Origin of the sequence: Pseudomonas sp. LRP2-20 (assembly GCF_024349685.1) — a bacterium.
Taxonomy (GTDB): Bacteria; Pseudomonadota; Gammaproteobacteria; order Pseudomonadales; family Pseudomonadaceae; genus Aquipseudomonas.
The window spans coordinates 3,212,391-3,228,074 of sequence record NZ_AP025944.1; the positions used below are offsets into that span (position 1 = coordinate 3,212,391).

At 62.4% G+C, this 15,684-nt stretch carries 15 protein-coding genes and 4 pseudogenes; 13 read left to right on the forward strand and 6 right to left on the reverse strand.

The window, feature by feature from the left end; all coding sequences use genetic code 11:
- Positions 1-45: 45 nt before the first annotated feature.
- On the forward strand, positions 46-366 hold the full coding sequence (locus OCX61_RS14335) for a YceK/YidQ family lipoprotein (RefSeq protein ID WP_261940080.1): 321 nt from the start codon (positions 46-48) through the stop codon (positions 364-366).
- Positions 367-512: 146 nt separating this feature from the next.
- Here OCX61_RS14335 and OCX61_RS14340 read toward each other — a convergent pair whose 3' ends face one another.
- Positions 513-1,208 (reverse strand): lipopolysaccharide kinase InaA family protein, encoded by a 696-nt coding sequence (locus OCX61_RS14340; protein WP_261940081.1) that lies wholly within the window; start codon positions 1,206-1,208, stop codon positions 513-515.
- 177 nt (positions 1,209-1,385) lie between these two features.
- Positions 1,386-1,623: pseudogene (locus OCX61_RS14345) on the reverse strand (structural protein P5); the annotation flags it as partial.
- A gap of 57 nt (positions 1,624-1,680) precedes the next feature.
- Here OCX61_RS14345 and OCX61_RS14350 point away from each other — a divergent pair.
- The 3 genes and pseudogenes from OCX61_RS14350 to OCX61_RS14360 form a co-directional block, all read left to right on the forward strand.
- Positions 1,681-2,162: pseudogene (locus tag OCX61_RS14350) on the forward strand (tyrosine-type recombinase/integrase); the annotation flags it as partial.
- 20 nt (positions 2,163-2,182) lie between these two features.
- Positions 2,183-3,769 (forward strand): ABC-F family ATPase, encoded by a 1,587-nt coding sequence (locus tag OCX61_RS14355; RefSeq protein ID WP_261940082.1) that lies wholly within the window; start codon positions 2,183-2,185, stop codon positions 3,767-3,769.
- 297 nt (positions 3,770-4,066) lie between these two features.
- The gene (locus OCX61_RS14360; RefSeq protein WP_261940083.1) at positions 4,067-5,260 is read left to right on the forward strand and encodes an MFS transporter; all 1,194 of its coding nucleotides are present in this window, start codon (positions 4,067-4,069) and stop codon (positions 5,258-5,260) included.
- Here OCX61_RS14360 and OCX61_RS14365 read toward each other — a convergent pair.
- Together OCX61_RS14365 and OCX61_RS14370 are read right to left on the reverse strand one after the other, a co-directional pair.
- Positions 5,231-6,265: an alpha/beta hydrolase family protein gene (locus tag OCX61_RS14365; protein ID WP_261940084.1), complete on the reverse strand. Its 1,035-nt coding sequence runs from the start codon at positions 6,263-6,265 to the stop codon at positions 5,231-5,233. The genes OCX61_RS14360 and OCX61_RS14365 overlap by 30 nt on opposite strands.
- Before the next feature lie 131 nt (positions 6,266-6,396).
- Positions 6,397-7,008 carry an FMN-dependent NADH-azoreductase gene (locus OCX61_RS14370; RefSeq protein WP_261940085.1) on the reverse strand — a complete coding sequence of 204 codons (612 nt, stop codon included), beginning with the start codon at positions 7,006-7,008 and terminating at the stop codon, positions 6,397-6,399.
- Between the two features lie 133 nt (positions 7,009-7,141).
- Between OCX61_RS14370 and OCX61_RS14375 the strand changes: the two genes are divergently transcribed.
- Together OCX61_RS14375 and OCX61_RS14380 are read left to right on the forward strand one after the other, a co-directional pair.
- Positions 7,142-8,044, forward strand: a complete 903-nt coding sequence (locus OCX61_RS14375; RefSeq protein WP_261940086.1) for a LysR substrate-binding domain-containing protein — start codon at positions 7,142-7,144, stop codon at positions 8,042-8,044.
- Positions 8,037-8,396, forward strand: a complete 360-nt coding sequence (locus OCX61_RS14380) for an MmcQ/YjbR family DNA-binding protein (RefSeq protein ID WP_261940087.1) — start codon at positions 8,037-8,039, stop codon at positions 8,394-8,396. Before OCX61_RS14375 ends, OCX61_RS14380 begins: the two co-directional genes overlap by 8 nt.
- Here the strand turns inward: OCX61_RS14380 and OCX61_RS14385 are convergent, their stop codons facing one another.
- Together OCX61_RS14385 and OCX61_RS14390 are read right to left on the reverse strand one after the other, a co-directional pair.
- Positions 8,397-8,825, reverse strand: coding sequence for a DUF1294 domain-containing protein (locus OCX61_RS14385; protein WP_261940088.1), 429 nt, complete (start codon positions 8,823-8,825; stop codon positions 8,397-8,399).
- Position 8,826: 1 nt separating this feature from the next.
- Complete coding sequence (locus tag OCX61_RS14390; RefSeq protein WP_261940089.1) at positions 8,827-9,657, reverse strand: undecaprenyl-diphosphate phosphatase; 831 nt, start codon at positions 9,655-9,657, stop codon at positions 8,827-8,829.
- 389 nt (positions 9,658-10,046) lie between these two features.
- Here OCX61_RS14390 and OCX61_RS27360 point away from each other — a divergent pair.
- From OCX61_RS27360 to fapC, 7 genes and pseudogenes are all read left to right on the forward strand, one after another.
- Positions 10,047-10,670, forward strand: a pseudogene (locus OCX61_RS27360) (cache domain-containing protein); the annotation flags it as partial.
- Between the two features lie 354 nt (positions 10,671-11,024).
- A pseudogene (locus tag OCX61_RS27365) lies at positions 11,025-11,591 on the forward strand (methyl-accepting chemotaxis protein); the annotation flags it as partial.
- Positions 11,592-11,713: 122 nt separating this feature from the next.
- Positions 11,714-12,280 carry a nicotinamide riboside transporter PnuC gene (pnuC, locus tag OCX61_RS14400; protein ID WP_261940091.1) on the forward strand — a complete coding sequence of 189 codons (567 nt, stop codon included), beginning with the start codon at positions 11,714-11,716 and terminating at the stop codon, positions 12,278-12,280.
- Entirely contained in the window at positions 12,277-12,828 is a 552-nt protein-coding gene (locus OCX61_RS14405; protein WP_261940092.1) for an ATP/GTP-binding protein, read from the forward strand. Before pnuC ends, OCX61_RS14405 begins: the two co-directional genes overlap by 4 nt.
- Positions 12,829-13,125: 297 nt before the next feature.
- Positions 13,126-13,557 (forward strand): functional amyloid chaperone FapA, encoded by a 432-nt coding sequence (gene fapA, locus OCX61_RS14410; RefSeq protein WP_261940093.1) that lies wholly within the window; start codon positions 13,126-13,128, stop codon positions 13,555-13,557.
- A 1-nt stretch (position 13,558) separates the two neighbouring features.
- Complete coding sequence (gene fapB / locus OCX61_RS14415) at positions 13,559-14,137, forward strand: fibril amyloid subunit FapB (RefSeq protein ID WP_261940094.1); 579 nt, start codon at positions 13,559-13,561, stop codon at positions 14,135-14,137.
- Between the two features lie 52 nt (positions 14,138-14,189).
- Positions 14,190-15,680: an amyloid-like fimbrin subunit FapC gene (fapC, locus tag OCX61_RS14420; protein WP_261940095.1), complete on the forward strand. Its 1,491-nt coding sequence runs from the start codon at positions 14,190-14,192 to the stop codon at positions 15,678-15,680.
- The last annotated feature ends 4 nt before the right edge of the window (positions 15,681-15,684 follow it).

The window sequence follows — 15,684 nt, forward strand, 5'->3', positions numbered from 1 at the left end:
GGAATAGAGGTGATATGATTCGGCCATCACCGTCGAGGTGGCCTCATGAAACTATGGATTGGGTTGGCGTGCGGAGTAGTGCTTAGCGGGTGCGGTACCATTGAAACGGTATCCGACGAGTCAAAAGCAGTCGATAACCTCGCCCGCTGGGGATCGGACTGTCATTCAATTTCTCGAGCCTACAGCGGCCTCGCTTATCAGTTCTGCAACCTGAGCGGGCCTGCTCGATCGGGTAACCACTGGTCTGCAGGTACGGTTTTCGTGGATATGGGATTATCGGCCATTGCCGACACGCTCATCCTTCCATACACCGGCTATCAGCAGTACAAGCGGGGCAATGTACCCATCCGAAGATTGGATTATTGATCTCATTCTTCCGGCCGCAAGCGCCCATTGAGACTTGGAACGCACCACTGCTCTTGTTAAGCAATCAATTGCCTAGGCCTTCTCATGAGGCTTAGAGGTGTTTAGGAAGCCAGAGGCGATCGGCTACTCTAGATTGCGCAAACCCCTCATAGCATCCGTTCTGCACCTTGCCCGAACGAGAACCTGTAGCCCCTGCAGAATGCCTCCCACTCATCCCCTGACCATCCTGACCTGCGTTTGACTTGTCTCAAGTCATGACGTCCAGCCTTCTTAGCGGTGAGGCGCTTCCTGGCCTTCTCCAGGTCAAGCAGCGCCACTTTCACGCACGGCTCGCTGAAGTCTACAAAGACATGTTTGAGGTACAAGCAACCGTGCTGCCAACGACCAAGGTTCAACCTGGCGAGCACTCGGCCATATGCCTCCAGGATCTCATGGTGACGTCTGGATCCAAGTGATTGGTCAAGATTATGAGCGTAGAAGTCCTCAAGCGACAAATAGCCGTCTAGACCTGCCGTCACCATCACTGCATTCCAATCTCTGCCGCATTTGTAAATGTCAGCGTAGAGAAGCGGTGGCGTATCCACTCCCAATAACGCTGCCGCACGAAGGGCCTTCGCTTCGCGAGCAACAGTCGGGTAGCCAAACGGGTGGAAAAGGCTTCGATAGACATGCCCGACTTGCTGCTTTTTGTAGAAAGTCAGGCCCTCTAGCTCAACCCGAAGCACACCGCTCTCCCCGCCTCTGCGAATGTTGGGAGGCTCGACCCATGCTCCGGGAGCATTCAGTATTTCCTCCAAAGGCGGGTAGCAGGGCCTCAGAATGGTTGAATTGTTATTTGTCATTCAGCTCTCACTCATTTGCCAACCTTGGCGCGGCGAAATACGAATATAACAGCCTGTTCGACGATAGATCGAAAAATAAGTATGGAAGGGGCACTCCTTTCCAGAGTGGAACGGCGCAAAGGCCATACCCAAAGACCAGCCCGACCATTGCCAGCCAAATCGACTTGTGCCCGTCAACAGCTTGGCCGGATCCTTGATGTTGATCGGATCAGTGGTGCGCACGCCCAGGCGTTTAGCCACGACCGAAGCGTAGGCCTGGGTATCGCTCGTTTCTCGGCGCCCAGCGGTTGATGGTCTCCAGCACCGTGTCGATGCCCTTCCCGCCCACGCCGGGCATGCCGTCCTTGCCCCGATAGTTGATCAGCAGTTTGCACAAGGCGCGGATGCCATTCTCGGGCTCGTTAACACCTGCAAACCCTGCTGCGCCACATCATCGCTGACAGCGACTGGACATCGGCAAACGTCAAACGTAAAAAAGACGGTTCACGTCAAGAGGACCGTTGCCCTGGGCAAGGTGGAGGAAAGGACCAAAACCGGCAGAGACCGGTTCGTGCTACTGAATGATCGGGCCTTGCGGGCGGTCCGGTTCGCGAGGGAATACGCGGACCGCCGCAGGCCTGGAAGGGAGTGGTAAACGAAACACCGTACCTGTTCCCGCCGTCGAAGAACGCTGAGTACGTGAAACAGACGTCTGATCTGCACAAACAGTGGGTGCCGGTGTTGAACGATTTGGGGATCAGATGTCGCCCCCCATACAACTGCCGCCATACCTATGCGACAATATGCTCAATGTCCGGCCTCAACCCCGCATTTATCGCCCAACAGCTGGGTCACAGCGTTCAGATGCTGCTGTCGACGTATGCCCGTTGGCTCAACTCAAGCTCCGACTGGAGCGAGCTGGAAAGACTCAAGATTGGTATCAAATCGGTATCAGCTGAAAATCCAGCGTCGTAAGTTACTGATAGGTAAGCCCTTTGATCTCCACCGCCAACATCACCATGCAGTTCGGCTCCAAGCCGCTGTTCGAAAACGTTTCGGTCAAATTCAACAACGGCAACCGTTACGGCCTGATCGGTGCCAACGGTTGCGGCAAGTCGACCTTCATGAAGATCCTCGGCGGCGACCTGGAGCCGTCCGGTGGCCAGGTCATGCTCGAGCCGAACACCCGCCTGGGTAAACTGCGCCAGGACCAGTTCGCCTACGAAGAATTCACCGTGATCGACACCGTGATCATGGGCCACGGCCAGCTGTGGAAGGTCAAGGCCGAGCGCGACCGCATCTACTCGCTGCCGGAAATGACCGAGGAAGACGGCATGGCCGTCGCCGAGCTGGAAACCGAATTCGCCGAAATGGACGGCTACACCGCCGAATCCCGCGCCGGTGAACTGCTGCTGGGCCTGGGCATTCCGCTGGAACAGCACTTCGGCCCGATGAGCGAAGTGGCACCGGGCTGGAAGTTGCGGGTGCTGCTGGCCCAGGCGCTGTTCTCGGACCCGGACGTGCTGCTGCTGGACGAGCCGACCAACCACCTGGACATCAACACCATCCGCTGGCTGGAAACCATCCTCACCGCGCGTAACAGCACCATGGTGATCATTTCCCACGACCGGCACTTCCTCAACAGCGTCTGCACGCACATGGCCGACCTGGACTACGGCGAACTGCGCGTATTCCCAGGCAACTACGACGAGTACATGACCGCCGCCACCCAGGCGCGCGAGCAACTGCTGTCGGACAACGCCAAGAAGAAAGCCCAGATCGCCGAGCTGCAGACCTTCGTCAGCCGCTTCTCGGCCAACGCCTCGAAGGCCAAGCAGGCCACCTCGCGAGCCAAGCAGATCGACAAGATCCAGCTGGCCGAAGTCAAACCGTCGAGCCGTGTGAGCCCGTTCATCCGCTTCGAGCAGACCAAGAAACTGCACCGCCAGGCCGTCACCGTCGAGAAAGTGGCCAAGGCCTTCGACGACAAAGTGCTGTTCAAGGACCTGGGCTTCACCATCGAGGCTGGCGAGCGCGTGGCGATCATCGGCCCCAACGGTATCGGCAAGACCACTCTGCTGCGCACCCTGGTCGGTGAAATGAGCCCGGACAAGGGCGAAGTGAAGTGGACCGACAGCGCCGAAGTGGGCTACTACGCCCAGGACCACGCCCACGACTTCGAAGACGACATGACCCTGTTCGACTGGATGGGCCAGTGGACCAGCGGCGAACAGGTGATCCGCGGCACCCTGGGGCGCATGCTGTTCTCCAACGACGAGATCCTCAAGTCGGTGAAGGTGATTTCCGGTGGTGAGCAAGGCCGCATGCTGTTCGGCAAGCTGATCCTGCAGAAGCCGAACGTACTGGTGATGGACGAGCCGACCAACCACCTGGACATGGAATCGATCGAAGCGCTGAACCTGGCGCTGGAAAACTACCCGGGCACCCTGCTGTTCGTGAGCCATGACCGCGAGTTCGTGTCGTCGCTGGCCACCCGCATCATCGAGCTGAGCGCCGATGGCGTGGTGGACTTCAGCGGCACATATGACGACTACCTGCGTAGCCAGGGTGTCGTGGTCTGAGATAGCTGACCTGGCCCGGCCACCTTGTGGTGGCTGGGCCGGCCTCTTCGCGGGTGAACCCGCTCCCACAGGTTCAATGCTTACCTCAAGGCATGCGCAATCCCTTTGGGAGCAACTGTCTTGCTCAATTTCCAGAATCTGGCGCGATCCCTGTGGGAGCGGGTTTACCCGCGAAGAATCCACCGCCAACTCCACGGGCATGCACTCTGCGACGAATAATTCGTTAGCCTGCTTTCATTTCTTTCGCCCAGCGGCCATGATGAGGGCACGCCCAACCGCCCGCCCGCGAAAGAGCCCATGACCGCGCCACAGCCCGCCCCCGCCAGCAGTACCTTCAGCATCACCCTGCAGATCCTGTCGATCGTCTTCTACACCTTCATTGCCTTCCTCTGCATCGGCCTGCCGATCGCGGTGCTACCCAGCTATGTGCACGACCAGCTGGGCTTCGGGGCGGTGATTGCCGGGGTGACCATCGGCCTGCAATACCTCGCCACCCTGCTCAGCCGCCCCTTCGCCGGGCGCGTGGCGGATACCTTGGGGGGCAAACAAGCGATTGGCTATGGCCTGCTGGGCATTGCTGGTTGCGGGGTGCTGACGCTGCTCTCGGCCTGGTCGCTGCAGGTGCCGCTGCTGAGCCTGGCCCTGCTGCTCGGTGGCCGTGTGCTGCTGGGGCTGGCCCAGGGGCTGATCGGCGTCGCCACCTTGAGCTGGGGTATCAGCCAGGTCGGCCCGGAACACACGGCGCGGGTGATTTCGTGGAATGGCATCGCCTCGTACGGCGCTATCGCCATCGGTGCGCCGGTCGGTGTGCTGGCGGTCGCCGGGCTGGACTTCAGCGTGCTCGGCGCTGCCCTGCTGGTGCTGGCCGTGCTGGCCTTGCTGGTGCTGCGCAAACGCCCGGACGTGGTGGTGACGCGTGGCGAGCGCCTGCCGTTCTGGTCGGCGTTCGGTCGCGTCGCACCTTGCGGCCTGGGGCTGACCCTGGCGTCGATCGGCTACGGCACCCTGACTACCTTCGTCACCCTGTATTACCTGGAACGCGGCTGGGTCGGTGCGGCATGGTGCCTGAGCGCCTTCGGCCTGTGCTTCATCATTTCCCGGCTGATGTTCGTCAATGCGGTCAACCGCTTCGGTGGTTACAACGTGGCCATGGCCTGCATGGCCACCGAAGTGCTCGGCCTGAGCCTGCTGTGGCTGGCTCCCTCGCCGCCCTGGGCGCTGGTGGGTGCCGGCCTGACCGGCTTCGGCCTGTCGCTGGTGTACCCGGCACTGGGTGTCGAGGCGATCAAGCAGGTGCCGAGCAGCAGCCGTGGCGCGGGGCTTGGGGCTTATGCAGTGTTCTTCGACATGGCCTTGGCCATCGCCGGCCCGGTGATGGGCGCGGTCGCGGTGCACCTGGGCTATGCCTCGATCTTCTGCGTCGCTGCCCTGCTGGCCTTGGCCGGGGTCGGCCTGACGTTGCTACTGGCGCGGCGCGGCCGTCGCGGCTGAACGCTCGGCCGGTTCCGGGGCGCCCAAGGCCTGGGTGAAGAAGGCCGCCGTGTCGCGCTGCAGCGAATGGTGGATGTGGCGGCGGTCGACGCCATCGGCGTCCTTGCACAATGCCGGCATGCGCGCATGCTGCTCCTCGTCGCAGCGGGCCATGAACACGAAGTGCCCGGCCCCGGCCAATAAGCGGTAGTCCGGAGTGATTGGCAGCTTGCGCGCCAACTCCTCGGCATTGCGGTCCACCGCCACCAGTTGGTCGCTGTCGCCGCTGTAGATCAGCGCAGGCACCTTCACACCGGCCAGCGCATGGCGGCCGAACATCAGGCTCAGCGGTGCCATCAGCATCACCGCGCCTACCCGTGAGTCGGCCTTGGGTGCCAGCTCGCTGCGGTCGGCAATCAGCACGCCGTGGGTCTTGCAGGCATCTGCGTCCCCTGGGCGCTCCAGGCAGTAACGGCGCAGGCGATCCAGGTCAGGCTGGGCGCCAGACAGGATCAATGCGGTTTCGCCACCGGCCGAATAACCAATCACACCGACCTTGCCGTCATTCAAGTAAGGGCCAAGCAACGTATCCTCGCGGGCGGCGGTGATCGCCTCGCTGACCTGCAAAGGCCGGCCATAAAGGTTGCTCAGCGTGCCCAGGCGGCTGTGGTCACGGGCGTTGTCGCCCGGGTGCACGACCGCCACCACGACGAAGCCCTGGCGGGCCAGGGAGGTAGCCAGGTAATGCAGCGCCAGCGGGCTGCCGGTGTTGCCGTGGGACAGCACCAGCAACGGAAACTGCCCGAGCGCTACCGGGGCCTCTTCAGCGACGTCTATGGGGTAACCGTCGATGCGGATATTGCGCGGTGTGCCTTGCGACGGATAAAACGCCAGGGCTTGCATCGGCCTGGCATCGACCGGGTCGTCGAGGGTCATGTGATGCAAACCGGCCACCCAGGGGGCGGCCTCGGCATGGGCCAGCAGGCCACCGAGCAGCAATGCCAGCAAACAGCGGGGAGTGTTCATCGGTCAGCTATCGCGCAGCAGGCACCAGGATAGCGTCAGCATAGAACCGGGCCGGCCGCTGGCAGATGAAAACTGGATGAAAAAACCGGCTGGCACACGGGGCGCCAGCCGGTTTTGTTGAAGCCAGGGGATCAGGCTGCAGCGAACAGCTCGTTGGCAATCTGCGCCTGGGCGGCATCGATGGCCTGGGTACGGTGCTCCGGGCCATAGGCCAGGCCGTGGGCACGCACGACTTCCAGGTCGGTGATACCGATGAAGCCGAGGAACACCTTGAGGAAGTCCTCATGGCCAACGCCGGTCGGCTGGCCAGCGTGCAGGCCACCGGCGGTGGACACCAGCACCACTTTCTTGTTGCCGCACAGGCCTTCTGGCCCAGCTTCGGTGTACCGGAAGGTCTTGCCGGCTACGGCAACGCGGTCGATCCAGGCCTTGAGCTGGGTCGGCACGCTGAAGTTGTACATCGGCGCGCCAATCACCACGGCGTCGGCGGCGAGGAATTCTTCGAGGGTTTCGGCACTCAGCTTGGCTTCTAAGGCCTGGGCGGCGTCGCGGGCTTCTTCAGGGGTGCCAGCGGCCACCAGGGTGGCGGACGAGAAGTGGGCGATGGCGTCGGCGGCCAGATCACGGTAGACCACTTCGATGCTCGGATCTGCGGCTTTCCAGGCTTCGACCACTTCACGGCTCAGTTGGCGAGAGGCGGAATTGTCGCCCAGGATGCTCGAATCGATATGCAACAGTTTCATGGGACTCTCCAGTGAGTGAAGACCGCAGCGGTGGGCGATCACGATGGAGAAAATCCTACCGGGGTGTCGAATGGCTGATAAGGCGATAAAAATGCGTTAGTTTGTCCCACAGGTAGAACAGTGAGACATTTCGATGCAAGACCTCAATGACCTCTTCTATTTCGCCCGGGTCGTCGAAGCCGGCGGCTTCGCTGCGGCCGGGCGCCAGCTGGGCATCCCCAAGTCACGCCTGTCACGGCGCATTGCCGAACTGGAAGAACGCCTCGGCACCCGCCTGCTGCAGCGCACCACACGCCAGCTCAAGCTGACGGCCGTCGGTGAGCGCTATCTGCACCATTGCCAGGCCATGCTGCTGGAGGCCGAAGCCGCCGACGAAGTCGTGGCCAGCATGAGCAGCGAGCCGCGTGGGCGGCTGCGGGTGTCGTGCCCGGTGGCACTGGCCCATGCGTTTCTTCCCGATGTGATCAGCCGCTTCCTTGAGCAGTATCCCCAGGTGCAACTGGACATGGTCCTGCTCAACCGCCGTGTCGATCTGATTTCCGAAGGTATCGACGTAGCCCTGCGGGTACGCGACCTGGGCGACGAAGACCCGGCACTGGTCACCCGCCGGCTGCGCCAGGCGCAGATGCAACTGGTGGCCGCACCAGGCTTTGCCGAACATATCCGCGAGCCGTCCGAGCTGGCCTCGTTGCCGGTGCTGGGGGCCGCCGAGGCCGACCGCCTGGTGCACTTCCGCCTGTTCGGCCCCGATGGCCGCCAGCAGGAGATCGCGCTGGAGCCGCGGCTGGCGATTGACGATTTCGTCGTGCGCAACGCCGCCGTGCGCGCCGGCCTGGGCTTCACCGCACTGCCCAGCATGTTCTGTGAAGAAGAGCTCGAACGTGGTGAGCTGGTGAGGTTGCTGCCCGACTGGTCGTTGCCAGGCGGTTACCTGCAGGCAGTCTACCCTCATCGCCGTGGCTTGCTACCGGCCGTGCGGGCATGGATAGATCACCTGGCGGCGTCGTTCGAGGCATGTGGAGAGCGTTATGTCTAGGCAGAAAATGACCGAGGAACAGGTAGCAGCGTTCTGCCTGAGCCTGCCGGGTGCACGGGAAGACTACAAATGGGGCGGCATCCGGGTGTTTTCCGTGGCCGGCAACAAGATGTTCGCCGTGCTCGACCTGGCCGGTGCGGGGTTGTCGTTCAAGGTCGCCGATGAGCTGTTTCTGGGCTATTGCGACCGGCCTGGCGTGCGGCCGGCGCCTTATCTGGCACGTGCCAGGTGGATCAGCATGGAGCCGCCCTACCCCATGGGCCGGGATGAACTGTGCGACCTGCTGCAGCGCTCGCACCAGCTGGTGGTGCGGCGGCTGCCGAAACGGCTGCAGGCAGGCCTGCTGGGCTGATCAGTTGAACGGCAGGAATCGGCTGCCCAGGAACAGGTAGTCGAGCCAGAACACCTGATGCAGCAGCACGATGCCCCAGAACACCAGCTGGTAGGACAGTTTGCGTGTCTTGTGGCGCAACAGCTGCTGAGCGACCAGCGCGCCGGGCCAGCCCCCCAGCAGCTCGCTGGCATGCAACACCTTTTCCGGCGTGCGCCAGGCATCGCCCTGGGCCTGGCGCTTGTCCTGCCAGTACAGCAGCAGGCTGATCAGGCTGACCAACGGGTACAACGCCAGTGGCACCCATGTCTGCCCACTCCAGCCCATCTGTGCTGCGCCAACCCCCGGCAACAGGCACAGTGCACCCAGCAGCAACAGCTTCAGGCGCGCATTGCGCACGCCCGTTGTGCGTTCAGCGCCGCGTGGCGCCGTGCCCTGTGCGCGCGCCATGTCAGCTGTGCGCCGTCGACCAGTCGACCCAGCCGAACTGCCAGGTCGCCAGAATCAACATACCAAAGACGATGCGATACCAGGCAAAGGCGGCATAGCTGTGGTTGGCGATGAACTTCAGCAGCGCCCGCACGGCGATCATGGCGAAGATGAACGAGGTCACGAACCCGATAGCGAACACCGGCAGGTCGCTCGGTTCGAACAGGTGGCGGTACTTGTAGCCCGAATACACCGCCGCACCGACCATGGTCGGCATCGCCAGGAAGAACGAGAACTCGGTTGCCGCCTTGCGCGACAGGCCGAACAGCAGGCCGCCGATGATGGTGGAGCCGGAGCGCGAGGTACCCGGGATCATCGCCAGGCACTGCAGCAAACCGATCTTCAGGGCGTGGGTCCAGCGCATGTCGTCGACATGGTCCACGGCCACGGTGTGCTGACGGCGTTCGGCCCAAAGCATGATCACGCCACCGATCACCAGCGCCGTTGCCACGGTGATCGGGTTGAACAGGTACTCGTGAATCAGGTCGGCGAACAGCACGCCCAGCACCACCGCCGGCATGAACGCCAGCAACAGGTTGCCGGTAAAACGCCGAGCCTTCGGCTGGCGGGTCAGGCCGAACACCACTTCGAGGATCTTGCCACGAAACTCCCACATGACCGCCAGGATCGCTGCCAGCTGGATGATGATGTTGAACGCCATGGCCCGTTCGCCGCCAAATCCGATCAGGTCGGCGACGATGATCTGGTGGCCGGTACTGGAAATCGGCAGGAACTCCGTAAGCCCCTCGACCACACCTAAGATGATTGCCTGCAAGGCAGTCCAAAAATCCATTCTTCCCCCGATGAAGCACTGCTGCTTGCAGGCCCCTTATTCTTGGTTTGCTTGTGATTGCCGCACGCGGCGCGGCCTTTTTACAGCGACTTCTGGGACCGGCGCCAGTGGAAAAGTTCAGCCTGCCTAAAGGTTTCATCTTGCCCGGCCGAAATCCTATCAAAGCGGCATGGCAAAGGCGCGTGCGGCCTGTGGCAGAGTAGCCAATAACTAGCACTTAGCCATTAGTCGAGTGCCTGCCGCCTGCAAAGCATGCTTGGATGCAGCTGAATAAAAAGAACAATGCAGGAGTGGATTCGATGAAGGCATTGCGGTCGATGTCGATCAGCCGGCGTCTGTGGCTGATTCTGGTGGTTGCGGTGGGCATGCTGGTGGTGCTCGGTTTGCTGATGCTGCGCCAGATCCATGGCGACCTGTACCAGGCCAAGGCGGAAAAGACCCGCCACGTGGTACAGACCGCCGCTGGCGTGCTGGCCTACTACCAGGGCCTGGAAGCCGCCGGTACGCTCAGCCGCGAGGCGGCCCAGCAGCAGGCCCTGCAAGTGGTGCGGGCGCTGCGCTACGACCAGAACGACTATTTCTGGATCAACGATCTGGGGCCGAAGATGATCATGCATCCGGCCAACCCCAAACTCGACGGCCAGGACCTCTCCGCGATCCGCGACCCGGACGGTTTCGCCGTGTTCAACGAGATGGTCGCCCTCGCCCGCAGCCAGGGCGCCGGCCCGGTCGACTACCGCTGGCCCAAGCCTGGGGCCAGCGAGCCGGTGGCCAAAACGTCTTATATCCAGCTGTTCAAACCCTGGGGCTGGATCATCGGCTCCGGCGTCTACGTCGACGATGTACAGGCAGAATTCGCCCGCCAGCTGCGTGATGCCTCACTGGTCGGCCTGGCCATCGCCGTGCTGATGGCCCTGGTGGTCATGCTCATCGCCCGCAGCATTGCCCGCCCCTTGCAGGAAGCCGTGCACGCCATGGGCAACATCGCCAGCGGCGAAAGCGACCTTAGCCGGCGCCTGGACACCCACGGCCGCGACGAGATCACCCACCTGGGCCAGCACTTCAACCAGTTCAACGGCAAGCTGCAGGGGGTGGTCGGCCAACTCCAGGGTGCCGCCCACGCCCTGGCGCAGTCGGCCGGGCAGGTCGGCGACAATGCTGGCGCCGCACAGCAGCACAGCGCCCAACAGTCGCTGCAGATGGACCAGGTGGCGACAGCGGTCAACGAAGTCACCTATGCCGTGCAGGATGTGGCCAAGACCGCCGAACAGGCCGCCGGTGAGATGCGCGCCGCACAGCAGCAGGTGGAGCACGGCCAGCAGGCCATTCACGGCAGCCTGCAGCAGATCGACCGCCTCTCGGTGACCATCGAGCAGGCGGTGCAGGTAATCCGCGAACTGGCTGGGCACAGTACCAGGATTGGCGGGGTACTGGAGGTGATCCGCGCCATCGCCGAGCAGACCAACCTGCTCGCCCTCAACGCCGCCATCGAAGCCGCTCGCGCTGGCGAACAGGGCCGCGGCTTCGCCGTGGTTGCCGACGAGGTGCGCCTGCTGGCGCAACGCACCGCGCAGTCGACTGCCGAAATCCACACCATGATCGAGCACCTGCAAGGCCAGTCCGATGCCGCAGTCAAAGCCATCGACACCAGCAGCGAAGCCTCGCGCCAGACCGTGCAGCAAGCCCGCGAGGCCGGCGCCAGCCTGGATGCCATCAGCCAGGCGCTGCACAGCCTCACCGCCCTCAACGCTTCGATCGCCAGTGCCACCTTGCAGCAGTCGCATGTGGTCGAGGAAATCAACCGCAATGTGCTGGACACCGCCGGGCTGTCGCAACAAACCGCCGACGCCGCACGCCAGTCCAGCGACGCCGGCATGGCCCTGGGCCGGCTCAGCGAGGAGCTTGAACAACTGTTGCGCCAGTTCCGGGTCTGAACCGGCCGTGATCACTGGCCCGCGCGCCGCCAAGCCGGCGCATGGGCCGGTGCAGGTTGCGCGCTACACCTCCTGCCCTGCACAGGCTACAATCGCCGCCCTTTGCCAACCAAGGATCGCCGATGTCCGGCCTCGAACTCATCGCCGCCGTGCTCGGCGTGACCGCCGTGTGGCTCACCGTCAAACAGAACGCCTGGTGCTGGCCGATCGGCCTGGTCATGGTGCTCATCTATGGCTGGCTGTTCTACGAGGTGAAGCTGTACTCGGGCATGCTGCTGCAGTTGGCCTACGCCGTGCTGCAGCTGTACGGCTGGTGGCAGTGGAAACGCCCGGATCGGGTAGAGGACGCTCGCCAGGTCTCGCGCCTGCCAGTACGCTCGCTGCTCGGCGGCTTGGCGGCGGGGCTGCTGCTGAGCGTTGCACTGGGTGCGGCGATGGCCGGCTGGACCGATGCCGCGCTGCCCTGGCTGGATGCCACGCTGACCGGCTTCAGCCTGGTCGCGCAACTGTGGATGGCGCAGAAGCGCGTGCAGTGCTGGCCGCTGTGGATCGTGGTGGATGTGGTCTATGTCGGCCAGTACCTGCACCAACAGCTGTACTTCACGGCCGGTTTCTTTGCCGTGTTGACCCTGATCGCAGTGCGCGGCTGGCTGGAATGGCGCCGTGACCCTGCGTTGGTGCACCCATGAAGGTCCTGGTCCTGTGCGGCCCCGAGTCCAGCGGCAAAAGCTGGCTAAGCGGTGAAATCCAGGCGCATTTCGGCGGTATCGTGGTGGCCGAATACGTGCGCCACTTCATCGACCAGGAGTGCCGCGACACCTGCTATGCCGATATTCCCACCATCGCCCGCGGCCAGCTGGCCTGGGAAGACCAGGCCCGCCAGCAGGCTCCCGAACTGCTGATTCTCGATACCCACCTGCTCAGCAACATGCTGTGGAGTCACGCCCTGTTCGGTGCTTGCCCAGCCTGGCTGGAACAGGCGTTGCTTGCCCGTCGATACGACCTGCACCTGCTGCTCAGTCCACAAGGGGTGGGCTGGGTCGCCGATGGTCAGCGCAGCCAGCCGGACCTGGCCGACCGCCAGGTGTTCTTCGAGGACAGCCGCCGCTGGCTGGAGCGCCATGGGCAACCGCTGCAGATCATCGAAGGCGACTGGCCGCAGCGCAGCGCAACGGCCCTGCTTGCCGTGCAGCGCCTGCTGGCAGGCAAAACCCCGGTCTGCCCAACCGAGTGTTAATCCCATGACACACCCAGGTGAGGCCAAGTCCCCGTTTCTGTGGGCTCACATCCAATTGCGGGGGCAGTGTCAAGGTTATGAAACATTCGTTGAAAAGCCCCTTCGAGTAACGCAAATGCTGGGCCAAACGCCGATTCATTGAAAATTTGTCTCAGCGCTGATACAGCAAATTCACTGTTGGTTCAGACAGTGCGCCCAACGCTCTGATTTAAAAGAAATCTCCAAAAACGGCACGGCTTTCGCTCTCCTCCTTCGCAACGCTGAACAAGACCAGCGCATCAAGAAGGAGTAGCCGTCATGGGGAAACTGGATAAAGGCATTTTTCGCCTGCTGCTGGTCGGTTGTGCACTGGGTTCGGCGCTGCCCGTACACGCCGACAACGGCATCATCGTAATCACCCGCGATGTGCAACCGCGCATGGCCATTCGAGCGCCGCTGGCGCCCGACCCCTACCCTACCACCGCCAATGCCAACCCCTCCGCGCAAGTCCTCAAGCAAACCAACGAACTGAGCGACGGCGATTTTGCCAGCATCACCAGCGGCACGGGGATTTCCTCGCTGGTCACCCAGCAGACCGACAACCTGGGCGGCCACATCGGTAACCAGACGCAATTGGCGAACCAGGCTGCCGGCCGTGGCACAGGTTCAGGCAACGGTATTTCCAACATGGTCAACTCAAGCGTCCAGCGTGGTCTTGCCCCACTGCAGATCCTCACGGGAGGCAAATGACATGAGGCAAACGCTGTTCATCCTGGCCCTGCTGGGCAGTGCCACGGCCCTGGCGCAGTCACCGGTTCCGGTGATCAACGACGCCAACATCGACAGTTCCGGCGCGCAGTACCAAGGCAACTTCAGCGTCAACCAGGCCGCTGGCGATGGCCAGCAACAAGCCAACGCCCGGGCACTCGCCACAGGCCACGAGGCCACTGCAACCACGCTGATCCGTCAGCGCCAGTTGTCCATCGTCGACCCCAACATGGGCGCCAGTGCCAGCATCCAGGGCAACGCCTTCAGCCATGGCAGCGGCGCTCTGGGCGTCAACCAGAGTGCGGGCGCTGCCACCCAGCAGGCCAATGCCCTGCGCATCAGCATCAGTACACAACCGCAAAGCATCGATGACAGCGTCCTTCTGCAACAGAACGTGGCGCTGATCAACAGCTCCGATCCATCTGATACCTCACCCGGCTATCGCCACGTCACCACCGGTGACCAGGCATTCACCGGTAGCCGCGGGGTCATCCAGCTGAATCAGAGCGCCGGGGTGGGTAACCAGACGGCAAACACCCTGAGCGTACGGGTCGCGAACTGACCCAGCAGGTAACAGGTAAGAACAACACTTAACCTAAAGACGGAGAAACACCATGAAACCCTCGATGGCAATCAAGCCTCTGGTTTTCGCAATTGCTGCGGTCATGGCTGTTGCTGCACAAGCGGATCAGAACAATCGTCGTGGTCACGACAACCACAATAACCACCACCGGCAAATGGACAGGGCTGTTTTCACCAGCGCCTCTGCTGAAGCGACTGACTCGCAAAGAAGCACCGGCAATACCATCTACAACGAAGGCACCGTCAACGAAGCTGAAATGAGCAGCTCGGGTGCCGGTGCCAGCGGCAACGTGGGCGTGAACGTGGCGGCCGGTAACGGCAACCAGCAGGACAACGCCGCGGCCATCGCCAACACGTCGTCCGACAATGCCGACATCGACAACAGCTTCGTCTTCGGCACCGCCACTGCGAACGCTGAAGTGACCCAGCGCAGCAACAACAACACCGTCAACAACTGGTCGACCCGCAGCTCCGCCGTCATGAGCGGCTCGGCCGACGGCAGCAGCGGCAACATTGGTATCAACATTGCTGGCGGCGACCTGAACCAGCAGAAAAATACCATGGCGATCGCCAACAACGCCGCGCCTATCGGTAACTCCAGCGCTACGGCTTCGGCCGACCAGAACGGCCCTGGCCTGACGGTGAACAACCGTGCTGACCGGACCTACACCATCGATACGCTGAGCCTGACCGTTTCCAAGAGCGGTTCGGCCTCGCGCAGCGGTTCGTTCGATGCCAGTGTCGACAAGAGTTCCAGCTCGAGCTGGAGCGCGTCGGGCAGCAATAGCGCCAGCGCCAGCGGCAGCAAGAGCAGCAGCGCCAGCGGTTCAACCAGCATGACCGCCAGCGGCTCCAACAGCAGCAGCTCCAGTGGCAGCAACAGCATGAGCGCCAGTGGTTCCAACAACTACGCTGCAAACGGCAGCGCCAGCAACAACCACAGCTCGTCGTCCAATACCACGGTTAGCGCATCGCTCGATGCCAGTGCCAATGGCAGTGCATCGTCGTCGCAAACCTTCGGCAACTTCACTCGCTCGCGCAGCTCCGACTTCGACGCATCGCTCAGTGCATCGCTGGATGCCTCGATCGACAAGTCCCATGAGTCGGCCAGCAACTCGTCGTTCGACAAGTCGTTCAGCTCGTCCTTCGACAAGGCCTACGATTCTTCGTATGACCGTAGCCATGACTCGTCCTATGACAAGTCTCGCGATACGTCTTACGAGAAGGCCAACCAGTCGGCATGGGAAAAAGCCAGTGCCTCGGCCTACGAGAAAGCCGGCGAGAAAGCTTCGCAATCGTCGGACAGCATCTCGAAGAGCTTCAGCGAGTCTAGCGAGTATGCCCTGAGCAACACCGTGTCGTGGCAAGTGCTGACCCCGACCGGCTGGGCCAACCCTGTGACCAACACCGCCACCCTGAGTGGTTCGGTGAACGGTGGCAGCGGCAACCTGGGCGTGAACGTGGCAGCCGGTGTAGGCAACCAGCAAAGCAACTCGCTGGCCATCTCCAACACCTCGATGTAACAAC